At 70.1% G+C, this 17,530-nt stretch carries 16 protein-coding genes and 1 pseudogene; 10 read left to right on the top strand and 7 right to left on the bottom strand.

Going from position 1 to position 17,530, the window contains the following annotated elements:
• Positions 1–6: 6 nt before the first annotated feature.
• Positions 7–690, top strand: a complete 684-nt coding sequence (pqqC, locus tag AB0H93_RS08725; RefSeq protein ID WP_358569632.1) for a pyrroloquinoline-quinone synthase PqqC — start codon at positions 7–9, stop codon at positions 688–690.
• Positions 691–693: 3 nt separating this feature from the next.
• Here pqqC and AB0H93_RS08720 read toward each other — a convergent pair whose 3' ends face one another.
• Complete coding sequence (locus tag AB0H93_RS08720; RefSeq protein ID WP_358569630.1) at positions 694–1,713, bottom strand: sodium:proton exchanger; 1,020 nt, start codon at positions 1,711–1,713, stop codon at positions 694–696.
• Positions 1,714–1,831: 118 nt separating this feature from the next.
• Positions 1,832–2,131 (bottom strand): annotated as a pseudogene (locus AB0H93_RS08715) (YdcF family protein); the annotation flags it as partial.
• Positions 2,132–2,490: 359 nt separating this feature from the next.
• Here AB0H93_RS08715 and AB0H93_RS08710 point away from each other — a divergent pair.
• On the top strand, positions 2,491–2,910 hold the full coding sequence (locus tag AB0H93_RS08710; protein ID WP_358569627.1) for a hypothetical protein: 420 nt from the start codon (positions 2,491–2,493) through the stop codon (positions 2,908–2,910).
• Positions 2,911–3,540: 630 nt separating this feature from the next.
• Here AB0H93_RS08710 and AB0H93_RS08705 read toward each other — a convergent pair.
• Positions 3,541–4,005: a hypothetical protein gene (locus AB0H93_RS08705; RefSeq protein WP_358569624.1), complete on the bottom strand. Its 465-nt coding sequence runs from the start codon at positions 4,003–4,005 to the stop codon at positions 3,541–3,543.
• A gap of 467 nt (positions 4,006–4,472) precedes the next feature.
• Between AB0H93_RS08705 and AB0H93_RS08700 the strand changes: the two genes are divergently transcribed.
• Together AB0H93_RS08700 and AB0H93_RS08695 are read left to right on the top strand one after the other, a co-directional pair.
• Positions 4,473–5,066 (top strand): protoglobin domain-containing protein, encoded by a 594-nt coding sequence (locus AB0H93_RS08700; protein WP_358569621.1) that lies wholly within the window; start codon positions 4,473–4,475, stop codon positions 5,064–5,066.
• The gene (locus tag AB0H93_RS08695; protein ID WP_358569618.1) at positions 5,063–5,227 is read left to right on the top strand and encodes a hypothetical protein; all 165 of its coding nucleotides are present in this window, start codon (positions 5,063–5,065) and stop codon (positions 5,225–5,227) included. Before AB0H93_RS08700 ends, AB0H93_RS08695 begins: the two co-directional genes overlap by 4 nt.
• Before the next feature lie 27 nt (positions 5,228–5,254).
• Here the strand turns inward: AB0H93_RS08695 and AB0H93_RS08690 are convergent, their stop codons facing one another.
• Positions 5,255–6,526 (bottom strand): C39 family peptidase, encoded by a 1,272-nt coding sequence (locus AB0H93_RS08690; protein ID WP_358569615.1) that lies wholly within the window; start codon positions 6,524–6,526, stop codon positions 5,255–5,257.
• Positions 6,527–7,039: 513 nt separating this feature from the next.
• Between AB0H93_RS08690 and AB0H93_RS08685 the strand changes: the two genes are divergently transcribed.
• The 4 genes from AB0H93_RS08685 to AB0H93_RS08670 all read left to right on the top strand — a co-directional run bounded on the left by AB0H93_RS08685 (position 7,040) and on the right by AB0H93_RS08670 (position 11,339).
• Positions 7,040–7,984: an NAD(P)/FAD-dependent oxidoreductase gene (locus AB0H93_RS08685; protein ID WP_358570519.1), complete on the top strand. Its 945-nt coding sequence runs from the start codon at positions 7,040–7,042 to the stop codon at positions 7,982–7,984.
• A gap of 250 nt (positions 7,985–8,234) precedes the next feature.
• Positions 8,235–9,464 carry a wax ester/triacylglycerol synthase domain-containing protein gene (locus AB0H93_RS08680; protein ID WP_358569612.1) on the top strand — a complete coding sequence of 410 codons (1,230 nt, stop codon included), beginning with the start codon at positions 8,235–8,237 and terminating at the stop codon, positions 9,462–9,464.
• Positions 9,465–9,493: 29 nt separating this feature from the next.
• Positions 9,494–9,715: a phosphopantetheine-binding protein gene (locus AB0H93_RS08675; RefSeq protein WP_358569609.1), complete on the top strand. Its 222-nt coding sequence runs from the start codon at positions 9,494–9,496 to the stop codon at positions 9,713–9,715.
• A 1-nt stretch (position 9,716) separates the two neighbouring features.
• A complete protein-coding gene (locus tag AB0H93_RS08670; protein ID WP_358569606.1) occupies positions 9,717–11,339 on the top strand; it encodes an AMP-binding protein in 1,623 nt (540 codons plus the stop codon).
• Here AB0H93_RS08670 and AB0H93_RS08665 read toward each other — a convergent pair.
• From AB0H93_RS08665 to AB0H93_RS08655, 3 genes are all read right to left on the bottom strand, one after another.
• Positions 11,334–12,065 carry a methyltransferase gene (locus AB0H93_RS08665; RefSeq protein WP_358569604.1) on the bottom strand — a complete coding sequence of 244 codons (732 nt, stop codon included), beginning with the start codon at positions 12,063–12,065 and terminating at the stop codon, positions 11,334–11,336. The two genes, AB0H93_RS08670 and AB0H93_RS08665, sit on opposite strands and share 6 nt — an antisense overlap.
• 176 nt (positions 12,066–12,241) lie before the next feature.
• Positions 12,242–13,138: an alpha/beta fold hydrolase gene (locus AB0H93_RS08660; protein ID WP_358569601.1), complete on the bottom strand. Its 897-nt coding sequence runs from the start codon at positions 13,136–13,138 to the stop codon at positions 12,242–12,244.
• Positions 13,139–13,241: 103 nt separating this feature from the next.
• Complete coding sequence (locus tag AB0H93_RS08655) at positions 13,242–15,965, bottom strand: LuxR C-terminal-related transcriptional regulator (protein ID WP_358569598.1); 2,724 nt, start codon at positions 15,963–15,965, stop codon at positions 13,242–13,244.
• A 336-nt stretch (positions 15,966–16,301) separates the two neighbouring features.
• Here AB0H93_RS08655 and AB0H93_RS08650 point away from each other — a divergent pair, with 336 nt between their 5' ends.
• Positions 16,302–16,817, top strand: a complete 516-nt coding sequence (locus AB0H93_RS08650; protein WP_132491860.1) for a hemerythrin domain-containing protein — start codon at positions 16,302–16,304, stop codon at positions 16,815–16,817.
• A gap of 85 nt (positions 16,818–16,902) precedes the next feature.
• Positions 16,903–17,304 (top strand): hypothetical protein, encoded by a 402-nt coding sequence (locus AB0H93_RS08645; RefSeq protein ID WP_358569595.1) that lies wholly within the window; start codon positions 16,903–16,905, stop codon positions 17,302–17,304.
• Positions 17,305–17,530: the final 226 nt, after the last annotated feature.

The following is a 17,530-nucleotide window of genomic DNA, read 5'->3' as shown; positions in this document are numbered from 1 at the left end:
AGCGCCGTGACCGCGGACGCCGACGACTTCACCGCCGCGCTGCGCGCCCAGGCGCAGCGCTACCACGACCAGCACCCGTTCCACATCAGGATGAACGCGGGGCTGCTGGGGCGGCAGCAGATCCGGGGATGGGTGGCGAACCGCTACTACTACCAGCAGAACATCCCCCGCAAGGACGCCGCCATCCTCGCCAACTGCCCTGACCGCGAGGTCCGGCGCCGCTGGGTCCGGCGCATCCTCGACCACGACGGCACGGTGGGCGGGGAAGGCGGCATCGAGGCGTGGCTGCGCCTGGCCGAGGCGGTGGGGCTGAGCCGTGAGGAGGTGCGATCCGAGCGCCACCTCGTCCCCGGGGTGCGGTTCGCCGTCGATGCGTACGTCACCTTCGCCCGCACGCGGCCGTGGACCGAGGCGGTGGCGTCCTCGCTGACCGAGCTCTTCGCGCCCGATCTGATGTCCGAGCGCCTCGCCGCGTTCGAGCGCTGCTACCCCTGGATCGACCGCGACGGCCTCGGCTACTTCCGCGACCGCCTGACCCAGGCCCCGCGCGACGCCGAACACGCCCTGCGGGTGGTGGTCGAACGCTGCCGGTCGGCCGACGAGCAGGCGCGCGCCGTGGCGGCCCTTTCGTTCAAGTGCGACGTGCTCTGGAGCATCCTCGACGCCATCGACCACGCCTACCCGGACTGACCGTCACGACTCGACCGGAACGCCACCGAACACGGCGAAGCTGACGGCCCAGTAGGCGACGTAGCAACCGAGCAGCGCGAAACCGTGCCATCGCTTCAACCGGCCGGTGTGCAGGAAGTACGCGGCGAGGACGGTCATGGCGACGAGCACCGGCAGGTGCCACCGGACCACGTCCGGGCCGACCGTGATGGTGCCGCCCGAGAGCACGATGACGCCGAGCTTCGCCGTGACCGAGAAGACGAGGCTCCCGATGACGTTCCCGATCCCGATCGCCGGCACGCCCTTGCGGATCGGCTCCACGGTGAGGAAGACGTCCTCGATGGTCAGCACGACGGTGACGATGGTCGCGCCGAACACGGTGCCCGCGATCCCGTAGTCCTGGAGGATGTCCTTGGTACCGGTGCTCATCGCCGCGGCGCCGACGACGAGGCCGGCGAGAGCGAGCACCGCCAGCCCGAGATTGGCCCAGCCGGGCCGTTTGCGGGCCGCGGCGAACGGGATTTCGGCGGAGAAGGATTCCCCGCCCGGCCGGGCGTTTCCTTCCGCCGTTTCGCCGCACACCTCGGTGTTGCGGAACGTCGGTGTTTCCCGCCGGAATTCCTGCACGAGGATGTAGCCGAGGAACAGCGCGAAGAGCCCGAGCAGCAGCACTCCCTGGACGGCGGTGAGCGGCGCTGTCAGCGCGAACGCGGCCAGCACCAGCGGCGCAGCCGCGAAGATGGCGAGGTAGTCGCGCGGGACGCGCACCGCGGCGGGAGTGATGATCGCGGCGAGCGCGAGCACGATTCCGGTGAACGAGATCGCGGTCCCGAGCACGAGCCCGAGCGAAACGTCCTCGAGGTCTTCGAGGTTCAGCGCGACGCCGAGCACGATGTCGTCGAACTCGATGCCGGTGAAGACGACGGCGAGGAAGAACACCGAGATGCTGAGCCGGGAGGCGGCGCCGGCGAGGTAGCCGATGAGCTTCTCGGCGCTGCAGATCAGCAACACCGCCCCGGCGACGAAGAGGAATGTCGAGGCCATGACGGAAAGCGCCTCCTCACCCCACCGGAGTTGCCGCGTCACCCGCCGAATCCAGTCCAACACGTCCGCCTGCACCTCGAAAGTCGGGCGGACTCGAACTGCCGGTCGAGGAGTGCACGTCGCCGATCGACCGCACGTACTCGTCCAGGGGCAGGCGCTGCGAGCTGCACATGATCTCCACCTCCGGCCAGATCTTCCTGGCCGTCGCGAACGCTCGTCGCTGTTGGGACGGGCGCGACACCAGCAGCAGCGACTCGCACCGGATTCCCTTGGCCGCCAGGAGTTCTCGCGTGTACTCGATGTTCTCGGCCGTGTTCGTCGCTCGCGGCTCCACCGCGATCGCCGAGTCCGGCACACCGCGTTCCAGCGCGCGTTCGCGGTAGTGCACGGCCTCGCCCCTCGGGAAGCGCTCCACCGTACGTCCGCTCGGATGCGTTCGGGGATGGCCGGCGTCGGTGCGTTCATGGCCGCCTTTCGCGCCTTCGGCTCGGTCAGGGATCTCGCCTTCAGAAGGCTGGGCGGCGGCCGCGCACGGTGTTGCCGACCGCCCCGGGAGCGCAAGATCGAGGATCAGCACGGTTCGCAAAGCGCGGAAAAGGTCCGGAGACGATCTCCCCCGCCTCCCCCGCGGTGTTCCACCAGGCGTTTTGGTGGCGCAGGTCGTGTACCCCATTGGGTGATGTTCATGTTGGTGGCCAACGGTGTCGCCGCGCCGGGCGTGGGTGAATGGCGGGTCCGGAAGGGCCGGACACCGGCAGTATGTGAAGGGGATTGCTCATGAGATTCACCGGACGGGCAGCGCGAGGCGGAGTCGCTGTCGCCGCCGCCACTGCGTTGGTGCTGGCCGCGCCGGCCGCGGCGAGCACGAGCGGAGCCACTGCGCAGGAAGGCGCCTGCGCCATGGGGCAAACGCTGTGCAACACCACCTACGGCACCGGCAACAGCGTCAAGCAGATCGTGGCTTGGCGGAACACGAATGTGACAGCAGAGATCGGATTCTTCGAGATCTTCGGACCGGGCACTTACAAGGTGACCGGTCCCACCAACCGGGAACAGGACCACACCTTCCAGGTCAACGCGAGTTTCCCTCGCGGCTCGCTGCTCTGCGTGACCTTCTGGGGGAAGAACGCCAACGGCTCCTTTACCAAATATGGCGGCAAGAAAGGCAACGCCTGCACTTCAACCCCCATCGGCTGACCGCGGCCGGATCCGGGAACAGGCGGCTTGAGCGTTCCCGGCCGCCACGGACCTCGGCCGGCCTCGGCACCGTGGCTGCCGCACACCAGTGCGGCAGCCACGGTGCGGGCCGCGCTGACCGAAACGGCATTGCGGGTGTTCCACAGTCGGCTCACCTCAGTCTTGCACCGACGTGAGCGGCGAATTCGACGGCTCCGAGGTCGACGAGACGAGCGGCCTTGCGCCCGAAACGCTTCGGCTTCACCGTGCCGTGGCCGCCGGTCGACTTCGCCGCGCCGGCCTGGCCTTTCTTGCTCCGCTTGGGGCGAATTCCATCGGATGCGAATCCGACCCGAGTTGGACCGATGAGGACGGTCCGCTCCAACCCCTACCGTCCAACCCGCGAAGACGGCTTTCGAAGGCACACCTGGTCGCGCTGCGACCACCTCGTCTCGTCTCCGCGCTGCGGCGCCTCTTTCGGCGAATGAGCTGCGGGGATATGGCCCAGCTGCATCAGATGCGAGATTCTCGCGCTCACTGCGAGTGATCAAAGGCGGTGGTTCGTGGGGGCCACGACGCAGATTCCCGGGTCGGCGAAGCTGCACCTGGTCGACGGCGTGGCGCTGTTGCGCCCGAGGTAGCTGGATGGGCTCAGGGAGAGGGGGTGGGCGCGTCCTGTCCTTGTCCGCTCGTGCGTCGGCGGTAGTAGGCGTACGCAACCGATCCCAGAAGCGGCCCCCAGGCGAGCAGTGGCAGGTAGCAGACCGTCAAGATGACCTCTTCAGCGGTCGTGTGTCCGGGGGGAAATCCTGCGAACAGGATGGAGAGGAAGAAGTAATACACGACCCCCGTGCAGGCGAGCGCGCCCAGTGCGGCCGGTACCACCGCGGCGTGAGGGGGGATGCGGCGTCCGCCCAGCAGCGGTATCCAGCGCGGCACCGACTCGCCCCATGACTGGACCAATCCCAGGGTGAGCAGCCCGAGCGCCTCGGAGACCGCGAAGAGCAGGAGCAGATACAGATCGAGCCCGACGCCGTGGTCGCGGGCCTCGGCTGTGCCGAAACCGGGGATGGCCAGCATCACTCCCATGCGCCACAGTCCCGAGGGCAGGATCACGAAGGGCACTGCGTGCGCGGCGATCCGCGCCCAGCGGGGCACTGGGGAAACGGGGACAGGGCCGGCGCCCCGAGTGGTGCGCAGGTACCCGTTCACCGGAGGAGTTTCGGGGCGGAGGTTGGGCATCACTGCTCCTTCGATTCGTCAGGCATCGTTCGCGTGACGCATTTCGAAGATCGCAGCCCGTCCCGACCTCTGGCATCCTCCGCCCGGTGCTGGGATGGTCCTCCTCGTGGAGGAGGCCTTCGTCCAACTCGAGGATGACCGCGAGCAGTGCTCTCCGGGCGGGTGCGGGGTAGTGGATGATCTTCGCCCATGCGTGCGGCTCCCGGCCGGCGACATTGTCCACTGTGGAGGACGAAGTGTGCCGATCCGGTGCCGCGCAGGTCTCCGGCTGCGGTGCGGACATGAGGCGCTGGGATCCGGGTACTCCGAAGGGCGATGGGTTGTCGAGGAGGGAGCATCCGATGGGCACCGCACACCGCATTCCCGGCTACACGTACGGCGAGCCGCAGGTCGAGCACTCGCCGGTCACGATCGCCGAGCTGGACGCGCTGAAGGAGGCGCTGCTGTGGACCGACTCCGACGACGAGGCGCTGCGCATGGCCGGTGACGTCCTCGCCGACCAGGTCGGCGACGTCGTGGCCACCTGGTACGACTACGTCGCCGCGCATCCGCACCTGGTCGCCTACTTCGGGCCTCCCGGCGGCGCGCCGGACTCGGAGTACCTGGAGCGGGTCCGCGCGCGGTTCGAGCAATGGATCCTCGACACCTGCAGGCGCCCGTACAACGACGTCTGGCTCGACTACCAGCAAGAGATCGCGCTGCGCCACACCCGGGCGAAGAAGGACCAGACCGACCACGTCGATGCGGTCGACCGGGTGCCGCTTCACTACATCATCGCCTTCATCTACCCGATCACGGCAACGATCCGGCCGTTCTTGAGCGCGAAGGGGCACGGCGAAGAAGACGTCGAACGCATGTACCAGGCCTGGTTCAAGGCAGTGACGCTGCAGGTCGCGTTGTGGAGCCGTCCGTACGCGCGCGAAGGCGACTGGTGAAGCTCCGGATCTTCCTGAGCCTGCACGTGCCGGATCGGCCGCCGCCGAGCAGGTTCGGCCACCACGCGCGGGCTCGCGCAACGCGGTATGACGTGCCGGCCTACATCTTCGTGGTGCTGACGGCCAATTTCATCGGCGCGACCCTCGTCGAAGGTCACTGACTGCTGACCGGGCGCGGTGCCGGCGCGTCATCCCGCGGAGGCGTGGCCGGGCGGGGCGATGATGTAGGCGATGCCGCCGGGGGCGTCGGCGACCTTGCCCGCGGCGTCGCGGCGTTTCGTGCGTTGCCAGACGTTCTCGAACTGGGCGCGTGGGTAGATCGTGCGGACCGCCGAATTGTCGGAGGAGGCGGGATCGTTGGCGATGACGTCCCCGTCGGCGGTGAACCCGACGATGACCATGATGTGGCCGTCGGTGTCGTAGCCGGCACCGTCGAGCTCGTCGGCGCGGAAGGATTGCGACGTGATCACGGGGATGCCGTTGCGGATGTACCGTTCCGCGTCGGCCAGCGAGGGCAGCCGGGTGATGTGCGCCTCCAGCCCGTAGGTGGCCGCGTACGCGGTGTTGAACGGCCAGTTCCCGGTGCCGTCGTAGGCGTAGTCGTACGTCTGGCGCGCGGCGTGCTCGACGGCGGGATCGGGGTGCTGCGGATCGACCCAGGCCAGCTCCTGCGCGGACGGTCGCTTTCCCCAGTACTCGATGACCATCTCCGTCGACGTGGGGCTGCACCACGCCTCGCCGCCGCCGCCGTACTGCGGATAGTGTCCACTGTGGATGTTCTGGGAATAGCGCGGCACCGGGAGTTCGACGCCCCAGGCGCCGCCGGGGCCGGAGGTGGGCACCCCGAACCGGTCCGGGATCTTCGAGGCCATCGCGCCGACCATCGACAACACCGGCGAGGCCGGAGTGCCGGTGGCGCGGTAGAGCGTGGCGCGGAGCTGGTACTCGGACAGCGTCGTCCCAGGGCTGGCGGTGAAGGTGTCGACGTTGACGGTGCCGTCGGGGTCGGACTGGCCGTCGACGCTCGTGCGGTGGATGTCGGCATCGCCGGACGCCCACTGACCCAGCACGTACCAGCCGGTTTGCGCGCCCGTGCCGGTCCGGCCCCGCATCTCCACCTGCAGCCAGGTCCCGGGCGGGGTGGTCGCGTTCCAGGACGCGACCAGTTGGGTCGCGGCGAAGCCGATGCGGTGCGGCGGGGACGTCCACCGCGCGTACTCGTACTCGCGCGTCGTGCCGCCTTCGGCGGCGGGATGCCCGACGCTGCCGATCGGGTGATCGATGCGGATGCCCGCCCCGTCGTCGCGGATGCCTTCGGCGTTGCCGGACTGGAAGTCCGCCGCGGAACGCCATCGGTGGAAGTCGATGGCGGACCGCTCGTCGACCGGCGCGGGTTGCGAGCAGGAGACCGCGGTCGACGCCAGCACGCCGACGAGCCAGATCTTTCCCGGATTTCGCATCGGACACCTCAAATCGGCACCGCCCGCGCGGTTCGCTTCGATCCTTCGGAGTGTAGGTTTCCGGCGCGGCGCCGACCATGAGACGTTCGGTGGTGGGGCGAACGCGGAGCGTGATCGCGGTTTGTTAGGGTGCGAACCGCCGGTGAGGGCGGGATAGGCCGGAAAGTGCACCTGGGGATTCTCGAGCCCGCTAGTCCGGGCCCCGGCCGAATCCGACTGCTGTGGTCAACGGTGCTCAACCGTGTCGGTGTGGGGTTGCGGCGACATGGCCTGGAAAGTGCTGGGGAGAGCGACGCGCGCCGTTCGCGGAACTGACCAGCGGAATCATCGTCACCACCGGTCGTGCGGAACGTCCTTGTCCGGCCTGGAGAACAGGGGCGGAAGGCGCTCGCGCGCGATGCGGCGGAGACGAGATCTCCAAGCCCTGCCACGACGCGGAATTCCGGAATCGAAGAGATGGAGCTGCCGGCCTGGCCGGGCGACGGCGCAGGCGCGGCTGCGGAGGTGGGTTCGATGGACGCGATGGACTACGACGTTGTGGTGATCGGGGGCGGCGCGGCCGGTTTGACCGGCGGGATGGTGCTCGCGCGGTCCCGTCGGCGGGTGGCCGTCGTCGATGGCGGTGAGCCCCGCAATGCACCGGCCGATCACCTGCACGGGTTCCTGTCGCGGGACGGCATGCCCCCGGCGGAGCTGTACTCGGTCGGCCGGGAAGAGGTGGCGCGCTACGGGGGAGACGTCATCGGCGACCGGGTGCAGGGCGTCGAACGCGGTGCGGAGCGCGGATTCGTGGTGCGCACCTCCGACGGTCGGGAACTGACGACCCGGTCGGTCCTGATGGCCACCGGCCTGCGGGACGAATTGCCCGACATCCCGGGGCTTCGCGAGCGGTGGGGCCACGACGTGCTGCATTGTCCGTACTGCCACGGCTTCGAGGTGCGGGATCTGCCGCTGGGAGTCGTCGGCGGTGAGAACCGGCCGTTCACCTTGCACCAGGCGCAATTGGTGCGGCAGTGGTCGTCCGACGTGGTGTTCTTCCCGAACCGGATCGTCCTGGCGGACGAGGAGCGGGAGCGGCTGGCCGCCCGTGGTGTGCGGGTCGTGGAGGCCGACGTGGTGGGTGTTCTCGCCGACGACAACGGCGTGTGGGGCGTGGAGCTGGCCGATGGCGAGGTCGTGCCGCGGGCGGTGGTGTTCGTCGGTCCCCGGTTCGTGCCGCAGGACGGGTTGCTGAAGGGCTTGGGCTGCGAGCTGGGGGAGAACGGCTGGGTCTCCGTCGATCCCTCCGGGCGCACGAGCGTGCCGGGAGTGTGGGCGGCGGGCAACGTCATCGACAACCCGGCTCAACTGCTCAACGCCGCCGGGGCGGGCACGAGCGCCGCCATCGCGCTGAACCACTACCTGCTGGCGGAGGACGTCGAACGGGCCGTCGTGGCGCACCGTTCGAACCGTCCGTGACGATCCTTCTCGGCTGTCGGCGGGCGTGATCGAGGATTGCCGGGCCGCGTGCCGGAAATCGGTGCGCCGGCCCGCAATTCCGCCGCGAGGCGGAGAGCGCATCGTCGGGAATCGGTAAATATGAGTCGGTTTTGCGATTGTTGGTGACCTGCCGGGTGTTACTCGATGGAGGCTTGTTCGGCGAATCAGGTTGCTGCTCGATTACCGCCTGGATACACATGGATCCGGCGAAATTCGAGAAAAGGGCAGCATGGACGACTTTCTGTCAGCTACCGAAGAACTCCTGGCCGGCGGCGTCGAACCCGCCGGAGTGGCCGCGCTCTTCTCCGGCGAGCCCCCGGACATCACCGAGCTGCGAGAGCGCGTGGCCGAGCGCTGGGGCCCGTTCTCCCGGCTGCACTGGGTGCTTCCGGCCGAGGAGAGCCGCCTGCGGCGCCGGCGCTGGACCGCGCTCGACCGGTTCGACCCGCGGCAGCAGGTCGTCGAAGGTGACGACCTGGAACTCGAAGCCCTCCTCGGCTCCCTCGTGATCCAGCCGCTGCCGCGGGACATCCCGCCCTGGCGGCTGCACCTGGTGCGCCGGCCGTCGCGCGACGGATTCGCCCTGGTCCTGATCGCGCACCACGCGGTGCTCGACATGGAATCCTGCAAGATCTTGTTCTGCCACCTGCTGGACGGTCCCGCGCCCCGCGCTCGGATCAGAACCGGCGCCGCGCCCGAATCGGAATCCTTCCGGCGAACCGCGATGAGCACCTTGCGCAACGTGCTGGTCGGCGGGCGAAGCCTGCCCGCCGCCGATGCCGAACCGGAACTGGCCTGCGCGTCGGTGGACGCGGGACAACTGCGCGCCGTTCGCAGCGCACTGCCCGGCGAAGGCGTGACCCCGACGGAAGTCCTGCTCGCCAGCACGTCCGGTGCCGTCCGCAGCGTGTTCGGCCGGCCGTACAACTGGCCGGGGAAGCCGGGCGAGCTGTACGCCGTGGTGCCCAAGAACCGCCGAACCGGGCAGAACGCGCAGGAACTCGGCAACATCCTCACGGGCGTGCGCGTTCCGCTGCCCGTCGCGGAGGACCGCCCGGAAGAGCGCCTGGCAGCGTGCCGGGGAGTGCTCGGTCGCGCGGACTCCGTGGACGGGGCCGCGCGGCTGCTCGACGCCGCGCTGACCCTCGGGCCCTGGGCGCTCCGCGCCGCCACCGCGCTCCTCACCTCGGCCAACTTCGCGTCGGTGCAATGCACCACGCTCCGGTGGACACCGGGCGCTTGGGCCCTCGGCGGCGCGCCCCTGCGACGCGTGGTCGCGATGCCGGACATTCCCGCGCCGGGGGCGATCAGCGTTTCACTCGTGGGCTTCGCCGACGCCCTGAGCCTCAGCGTGCTCAGCAACACCCGCCCCGGCGACGCCCGGTCGCTGGCGGACGCCGTCGAGCGGGAGATCGCGCTGCTGGCCGACCTCGCGGCGCAGGTCGGACCGGACAGGTGACCGGAAACCCTTCGGAACAGGAGTTGGACATGCGGAACGAGGCTGCCCTGCACGAGATCCTGCAGGGACTCGGCGTGGCGGACGAGGAGATCCAGGCGGACACGCGGCTGCAAGCGGATCTGGGCCTCGACTCCACCGAGATCACCACGCTCGAACTGGAGCTGGAGCGCCGGTTCGGCGTGCGGATCGACCTGTGGAGCGCGACGGACTTCTCCGTGGCCGACCTCGACGTCCTCATCGAAGGGCGTTGAAGTGCCCGGCATCCCCGAAGAACGCGCGCGGAGCTATCGCGAGGCCGGGTGGTGGCGGCCCGAGACGGTGCACGAACTCGTTCTGCGCCAAGGGAAAAGACTTCCGCGCAAGTGCGCGCTGGTGTCCGGCGACCGGCGGATGACCTACGGGGAGCTGGCAGCCGCCGTCGATCGCGCGGCCGGAGGGCTCTCGGCGCGAGGCTTGCGGCGCGGTGACACGGTTGCGGTGCAGCTGCCCAACGGCATCGAGTTCGTCGTACTCCTGCTCGCCCTGCTGCGGATCGGCGGGCTGCCGATGCTCCTCCTCCCGACGCTGCGGTCGTACGAGGTCGAGCGCATCCTGAAGTTGACCGGCAGCCGCGCAATGGCCCTGCCGCACCGGACGCGGCGGTTCGACCACCTAGCGATGGTCCGAGACCTCCGCCCCAGGCACCCGAACCTCGAGATGCTGCTGCTCACGGGCGAAGAACTGCCGCCCGGAAGCGACATCGTCGACCTGTCCGAACTGTGCAGGCCAAGCGCTTCCGGCCGCGACGCGGCACCCGTCGACCGGCCAAGGCCGCAGCACGCGGCTGTGCTGCTGCTCTCCAGCGGGACTTCCGGGCCGCCCAAGGTGATCGCCCGCACGCACGAGTCCCTCAACCACATCATCCGGACCACCTCGGCGGTGGCCCGGATCGACGCGAGCACCGTGTACCTCGCGGTCATGCCCGTCGCGCACGGGTTCGCCTTGTCCTGCCCGGGAATTCTGGGCGTCCTCACCGCCGGCGGGACGGTCGTGCTCGACAGCGCGGAGGACCCGCGCCGTGCGCTGCGCCTGATCGAGCAGGAGCGGGTGACCCATTTCGCGGCGGTGCCGGGGTTGTTCGGTCAGTGGTTGGCGGTGCTCGACGGGGAGCGCTTCGATACCTCCAGCCTCGTCGCGGCCCAGATCGGGGGCGCCAAGCTGGAACCCGATGCGGCGGCGCGGGCGCGTTCGGTGCTGGGGCCCGTCGTGCAGCAGGTCTACGGCATGACGGAAGGCTTGATCAACGCGACCAGGCTCGACGATCCGGCGGACGTGGTGTCCTCCACGCAGGGGCGGCCGGTCTCGGCCGCCGAGGAGGTGCTGGTCGTCGACGACGGGGGCGCACCCGTTCCGCCTGGGCAGCCCGGGCAGCTGCTGACGCGAGGCCCGGCGACGATCGGCGGCTACTACCGGGACGCGGCGGCCACCGAAAAAGCCTTCACCGCAGACGGTTTCTACCGGACCGGCGACCTCGTCCGGCAGTTGCCGAGCGGTGATCTCCAGGTCGTCGGGCGGATCAAGAACGTGATCAACCGCGGCGGCGAGAAGATCTGCGCCGAGGAGCTGGAACAGCTCGTCCGGGAGCTGGACAACGTCGCCGAGGTCGCGGCCGTCGCCGGCCCGCACCCGATGCACGGCGAGATCGTGTGCCTCTACGTGGTGCCGGTCGGCGACGTGGTCCCGGAACTGCGGGAAGTGCGCCTGCACCTGGAATCCCGCGGCGTTGCCCGGTACAAGATGCCCGAGCGGCTGGAGCTCGTCGACGCGATGCCGCTGATCGGGATGGGCAAGCTCGACCGCGCCGCGCTGCGCGAAACCGCGGCGGGGCGGTCATAGCCCGTTCGCGGCGGTGATCTCCAGGAGCTGGAAGGTGACCGGGGCGTTCCCGGCCCGGTTCGTCGCCCGCTGCATCTCGGTGGCGCGCAGGCCCATCAGCGCCGCGAGGGCTCGCAGCCGGGAGATGTCACCGAGGCTGTTGAAGCCGAGGAACAGCCGCCCTTTCTCGGTCAGCCGCGCCAGTCCTTCCCGGAGGTAGCGGTCGTGCGCCGCGTAACCGGCGTCGAAGATCGCTCGCTGCGTGGGAATGGTGTAGTCGAAGTCCGCCGGTGCCGGGACCACATTGGAGTTCCAGAACACCATGTCGAAGCGCTCGTCGGGGTCCAAGGCGTCGAAGATGTCGCTGCCGAGCACCCGGACCCGGTCCGCCACCCCGTGGCGGGCGGCGTTCAGCCCGGTGTTGCGCACCGCCGCCGGGACGATGTCCACTGCGGACACCGAGGCGCATCCGCGCAAGGCCGCGTTCACCGCGATCACCCCTGCGCCGCAACCGATTTCGAGGAAGCTCCCGCCGTTCGGGTAAGGCAGCCACCGGGCGAACAGCTCGGTGGACGCGGTGTGGATCGGCGCGAAGACCTCCGGCAGCAGATCCCACCGGAGCCCGAGCAGGTCGAACTCCGCCGGCCGGCCTTCGAGTTCGCCGTGCCGCTGCACCAGCCGCATGCCCACGTCGAACGACGATTGCTGAACGACCCCGGGCACCCGGGGCAATTCTCCCGTGGACATCTGGGAATTCTCCTAACGCACTACGGCGATCGCGATTGTTTTTTGCGTTTCTTGCCCGCATCGGGCAGGAGGGGGTCGAGTGGTACTCATCCTTGAGGACCACCCGGCCCGCTTCAATCATCCGAGAGCATGAAAATCATTCCCAGCTGGCGGATTCGAGCCGCCATGCGTCGCGATCAGGAGGTGTGCGCGAGGATCGCCCGGGCTAGGGCTTCGTGCACCTGCGACGGCAACGTGTGGCCCATGCCCTCGACCAGCAGCAGCTCGGCGCCCGGGATCTCCTCGGCGATCAGCGCGCCGTGGCCCGGCTTCACCGGTTCGTGCGTGCCCTCGATGACCAGCGTCGGGGCCTCGATCCGGGCGAGCGCGCCGACCGGTTCGAAGGCGGAGTCGGTCATCGCGGCCAGCCGGTGGTTGGCGACCGTCGCGGGATCGCGGTCCCGGTCGAAGATGCGCTCCTCCAACCGCCGCTGCTCGTCCTCGTCGAACGGGATCGCCGGGCCGTGCAGCACCCGCGCGGTCTCGATCGCGAAGTCGATCTGGGACCGCCGGTCGGGCGCCGGCGGGTTCACCGCGGCCTTGCCGAAGTGCTCGATGAACTCCCGGGTGGGGCGGGGGAGCTCGCCCGGCTGCGGGTCCTCGCCCATCAGGGCGCGCACCAGCGTGGCGCCTTCTCCGCGGCCGAGCGGTGAGGACGCGATCACGGTGAGGGACAGCACCCGCTCCGGCCGCTCGGCCGCGATCCACTGACCGAGCAGCCCGCCGGCGGAATGGCCGACGATGTGCGCCCGGTCGATCCCGTACGCGTCGAGCACCGCCAGGACGTCGTCCTTGATGTCGGCCCAGGTGTAGGGATCGGCCTCGAAGTCGATGGCGCTGGACTTCCCGGTGTCGCGGTGGTCGTACCGGATGACCCGGCGCCCCGCGGCGGCGAGCCGGCCGACGAGCCCGTCCGGCCAGAGCACGCCCTGCGACATCGAGCCCATCACCAGCAGCACCGGCGGGTGGCCCGGGTCGCCGAACTCCTCGGTCCACAGCTCGACGTTCCCGTTGGTGATCATGCGTTCGGTCATGCGCGGCTCCTTCGCGTTCTCGGTGAGGAGAAGCTTGGCCCAGCGCTCCACCGGTGCCATCCGTAGGACCACTGGGCATGTGCCGGCCAGTACCGGGATCGGCTCACCGGGCGGCGTTGACCAGGCGCGACAGCTCCGTGCGGGAGGCGACGCCGAGCTTCGGGTAGACCTTGTAGAGGTGGTACTCGACGGTGCGGGGGCTCAAGAAGAGGCGGGCCGCCACCTCCTTGTTGGACACGCCGTCCGCGACCAACCGCGCGATGCGCAGCTCCTGCGGGGTGAGCGTGCTCAGAGCGTCGGACTCGTGCCGGGCGGCGGACTCGCCGGCGGCGCGCAGCTCACCGTGCGCGCGAACTGCCCACGGTTCGGCGCCGAGCCGCTGGAATGTCTCCACAGCGGTGCGCAGCGGCAAGCGCGCGTCGCCTCCCCGATGCGCGCGGCGCAAGCGTTCCCCGTAGAGGAGCGAGGTTCGGGCTTCCTCGAACGGCGAACCGCCGTCCCCCGCGTGCAGGCGCAGCGCCTCCTCGTACAGCGGAAGTCCCTCGTCAGCGTCCTCGGTGACGAGCGCACGGCAGCGCGCGAGCAGCGCCTGCGACTCCGAAGTGCGCGCATTCGCGATCCAGCGCTCGTACGCCTCCAGCGCGGTGCGTGCGGCGGCCGGCTCGCCGCAACCGATCGCGGCCTCGACGCGGTCAGGAGTGGAGCGCAGGGTCGTGACCGGATGACCCGCCCCAGGCCCGGCGCCCGCCATCGACTCGAAACGGCCGTGCGCCGCCGCGAAACGCCCCAGGCCGAGGTCGAGGAGTCCCAAGGCGTAGGCCGCGACGCTCGCCTGCAGCCCGACCCGGTGCGGGACGGCGATGGCCAGGGCCTCCCGCGCGTAGTGCGCGCAGTCGGCTTCCCGGCCGCGGACGGCCGCGACCACCGCGAGGTTGGCCAGATGACCGGCGGTGGAGTTGGTGTACCCGGCGTCGCGCGCGAGCGCGAGCCCTTCCTCGGAGATCGCGGCACCGAGGGCGAAGCGGCCGCTGATGCGCTCGGCCCGGGCCACGAACTCCAGGACCACCGGCAGCTGCCCGGTCATGCCGGAGACGCGGGCCACCTGCCCGGCGCGGATGATGTACTCGGCCGCGCTGTCGATCTCGCCCAGCTCGCCGGCCGCGACGGAGGCCCACAGCAGCCGGTCCGCACGGCCGAGCCCATCGGTGCCCGCGAGCGCGCCGCGCAGCAGCGGCACGCCCCGCTCGGCGTCGCCGGTGTGCATCGCCGCCATGCCGACGAGGATGGCCCGCAGGAACGGATCGGTGTCCTGATAGGACTCCGCGAACCGGCCGATCTGCACGGTCGCGGCGACGTCACCGACGTTGGCGGCGGCCTCGGCGGCATCGCCCAGCATCTGAAGAGCGCGGGCGGGATCGGAGTCCTTGGCGCGCTGCGCGCCTTCGGTGAACACGCGCTGCGCCGCGGCGGCGTCGCCCGAGCTGAGCTCGAAACGGCCGTGCAGCTGCGCGAGTTCGGCGAGCAGGCGCGGGTCGTCGGTCAGCTCACGCGCTTCGGCCAGGCAGCTTTCCGCCCGCCCCGGCAGCCCACCCAGCCAGGCCGCCGTCGCCGCATCGGTGAGCCGCCGGGCCCGCACCGGAGGTTCGGGCGTGAGCTCCGCCGACCGCGCCAGCGCGGCCGCCGCGTCGGCGAAACCGCCACGCGCCCTTGCCCTTTCGCCTGCCTCGGCGAGCCGGTCGGCGACCTGCGCGTCCCGCCCGGCCGTCGCGGTGGCCCGGTGCCAGGCCTGCCGATCGAGCTCTCCGGCCTCCGCCAACGCCTCCGCCAGCGCCGCGTGCACGGCCTGCCGCTGCGCGAAGGTCGCCGCCGCGTACACGGCGGACCGGACGAGCGGATGCCGGAACCGGACCGACGAACCCCCGACGGTGATCAGCCCGGCGGTCTCGGCGGCCTCCAGCGCAGCCGTCGAGTCGTTGCCGAGCCGGGCCGCCGCACCGAGCACCCAGCCGAGCTCGCCGGAACCTTCGGCGGCCGCGACCAGGAGCACGAGCCGCGTCGACTCGGGCAGTTCCGCCACCTGGCGGCCGAACAGCTCGACCCCAGCGCCGACCGGCAGCGGATCGGGGAGCGGCACGCGCCCGGCGAGCTGGTCGGGCGTCAGCGCCCCGGCCGCCTCCCGCAGCGCCAGCGGATTGCCGCCGGTCAACGCGACCAGGCGCTCTTTCACGGCCGCTGCGGGAACAGCGGCGGAACACCCGGCGAGCAGCTCGCCGGAGCTCTTCTCGTCGAGGCCGCCGACGCGCAGTTCGGGGATGTCGCGCACGACCGGTCCAGCGCTGTCGCGGGCGGCGATCAGCACCGCCACGCCGTGGGTGTGCAGCCGCCGGACCGCGAAGAGGATCGCGTCGGCCGATGCCCGGTCGAACCACTGGAAGTCGTCGATGAGGCAGAGCAGGCCACTGTCGGCGGCGGCCTCGGCCAGCAGCGAGAGAACTCCGGCGGAGACGAGGAACCGTGCGTCCTCGGCGGGCGGCGCCGCCAGTCCGAGCGCGCCCCGGACGGCATCGCGCTGCGGCTCGGGCAGGGCATCCAGCAGATCGGTCACCGGAAGCAGCAGCTGGTGCAGGGCGGCGAAGGCCAGATCGGCCTCCGGCTCGGCCCCGGTGGCCCGGAGCACGCGCATCGGCGCAGCGGCCGCGTAGTCCAGCAACGCCGACTTCCCGGCGCCGGCCTCGCCGCGCAGGACCAGAGCCCGGCCGGTGCCGCCCCGAGCCGCGCTGGTCAGCTCGTCGATAGCGGCCTGCTCCACCGCGCGCCCGTACAACATGGGGCGATTTTCCAGCAGGTGATGGACCTGGAGGCACCGGAGGGTCGGCTCGGCCGTTCACTGCGGCGACCGGCGCAGAGCCCGCTGACCAGCGTCGCTGGTCGAACGGCTTGTCGAATGCGGATCACCGGGGGAGTGCGCCGCCCGTTGACCTGCGCCCGAGCTCCGGTCAACGGGCGCTTTCGGCCGTCGGGACAACAGGATTCGAACCCGAACCGCCGCTCCACCCCGCCGGCTGACTGGGCTCGGCTCCAGCCCGGCACGAGCAAGATCGCTATCGTCTGTCCAGGGGCCGCCCGCTGGGGCAACGGGGAGACGTCCGATCCGAGGAGGAGCATGGCTGGGAGTTCCGAGGCGCGCAGCCGCCTCACCGCCTTCGGCAACCAGTTGATCGAGGTGCACATCTGGCTGCGCGAGCAACTGGAAGACCTCCGGGACGACGTCGACGACTACTTCGACGGCAAGGGCCTGCCGTCCCGTGATCTGCGGGCCCACTGCCTCTCCTTCTGCTCGGCCCTCACGCGCCACCACACCGGCGAGGACCGCGGCGCGTTCCCGGTGATCGCCGACGAGCACCCCGAACTCCGCAAGGTGATCTCGGAGCTGAAGACGGACCACAACCGGATCGACTGGATCCTGGGCAACCTGGAGAAGCTGCTCGGAAACCTCCCGGAGACCCCGGACCCGGCGACCGCGGCGAACGTGCGCGCGGAGCTGGAGGGCCTGTCGGCGATCATGGAAACGCACTTCATCTACGAGGAGAAGAAGCTGATCTCCGTCCTGAACTCGATGAACGTCCCAGGATGGCGAGCAGACAAACCAGACTTCCTGCTCACCGAAGACGACGAGTAGCAGCGATGTCCAGCTCTGGGACGCCATCGGGCGGCTTCGGGATGAGTAGAACGCCGGATGCAACTGCGGAAACGGCCCTCGAGAGATGGTCACTCAGGAGCTCGCCGAGCACCTCGAGATTCCACCCAGCATGCCTGACCTGAAGAAGCTCCTGGACAACGAGTTGTACGACCACGCGGTCCGCGAGGTCGGCATCGCCGTCGAAGAGGAGCTGCGGCTCGTGGTGGGCAACGATTGCGAATTCGGGCAGCGGCTCGTCGGCGAGTTCATCAAGCACCTGGACGAAGAGTTCTTCGTCTACAACACGTTCCTCAAGATCTACCGCCTGCGGCTCCGCACGTTCTTCAAATTCACCCGGAATCCGCACGCCCATCGCAAGATCACCCTCGCGCGACCTCACGCGCTTGCCTTGATGACACATGCTCTGGGACTGCTGAGCGACATCCAGGAGTTCCGCCGAGGGAAAGGCGAACCGGTCAGGAGTTGACCGAGGGCTGATCGACAACGCAGGGAATGCTGCCGACCAGGGAAGACAAGCCAAGCCTGGTTCCACGATTGTGTCGATGCCCAAGCGCGACACCTTTTCCCCGCAACGGTTGCGGCCACTTGGCGGGGGTGTGGGCCCGGTGATCAGGTCCCTGCGGCGGATCGACGCGATCCGGCGCTGCTGCCAGGCTTGGCGGGACGTCGCGGTCCAGGGGAGTGGTTCCTAT

Origin of the sequence: Saccharopolyspora sp. NPDC050642, assembly GCF_040654735.1 — a bacterium.
In the GTDB taxonomy this organism is placed as follows: domain Bacteria; phylum Actinomycetota; class Actinomycetes; order Mycobacteriales; family Pseudonocardiaceae; genus Saccharopolyspora; species Saccharopolyspora elongata.
Note: the sequence above shows the minus strand (reverse complement) of the source record. Positions and strands in the feature narration are given on the sequence as shown.

Coding starts and splice junctions, on each gene's coding strand:
- AB0H93_RS08720 (WP_358569630.1), bottom strand. CDS start 1,713: ATGGCCTCGACATTCCTCTTCGTCGCCGGGGCGGTGTTGCTGATCTGC.
- AB0H93_RS08665 (WP_358569604.1), bottom strand. CDS start 12,065: ATGTCCACGGGAGAATTGCCCCGGGTGCCCGGGGTCGTTCAGCAATCG.
- AB0H93_RS08690 (WP_358569615.1), bottom strand. CDS start 6,526: ATGCGAAATCCGGGAAAGATCTGGCTCGTCGGCGTGCTGGCGTCGACC.
- AB0H93_RS08700 (WP_358569621.1), top strand. CDS start 4,473: ATGGGCACCGCACACCGCATTCCCGGCTACACGTACGGCGAGCCGCAG.
- AB0H93_RS08645 (WP_358569595.1), top strand. CDS start 16,903: ATGGTCACTCAGGAGCTCGCCGAGCACCTCGAGATTCCACCCAGCATG.
- AB0H93_RS08650 (WP_132491860.1), top strand. CDS start 16,302: ATGGCTGGGAGTTCCGAGGCGCGCAGCCGCCTCACCGCCTTCGGCAAC.
- AB0H93_RS08660 (WP_358569601.1), bottom strand. CDS start 13,138: ATGACCGAACGCATGATCACCAACGGGAACGTCGAGCTGTGGACCGAG.
- AB0H93_RS08710 (WP_358569627.1), top strand. CDS start 2,491: ATGAGATTCACCGGACGGGCAGCGCGAGGCGGAGTCGCTGTCGCCGCC.
- AB0H93_RS08655 (WP_358569598.1), bottom strand. CDS start 15,965: ATGTTGTACGGGCGCGCGGTGGAGCAGGCCGCTATCGACGAGCTGACC.
- AB0H93_RS08680 (WP_358569612.1), top strand. CDS start 8,235: ATGGACGACTTTCTGTCAGCTACCGAAGAACTCCTGGCCGGCGGCGTC.
- AB0H93_RS08675 (WP_358569609.1), top strand. CDS start 9,494: ATGCGGAACGAGGCTGCCCTGCACGAGATCCTGCAGGGACTCGGCGTG.
- AB0H93_RS08685 (WP_358570519.1), top strand. CDS start 7,040: ATGGACGCGATGGACTACGACGTTGTGGTGATCGGGGGCGGCGCGGCC.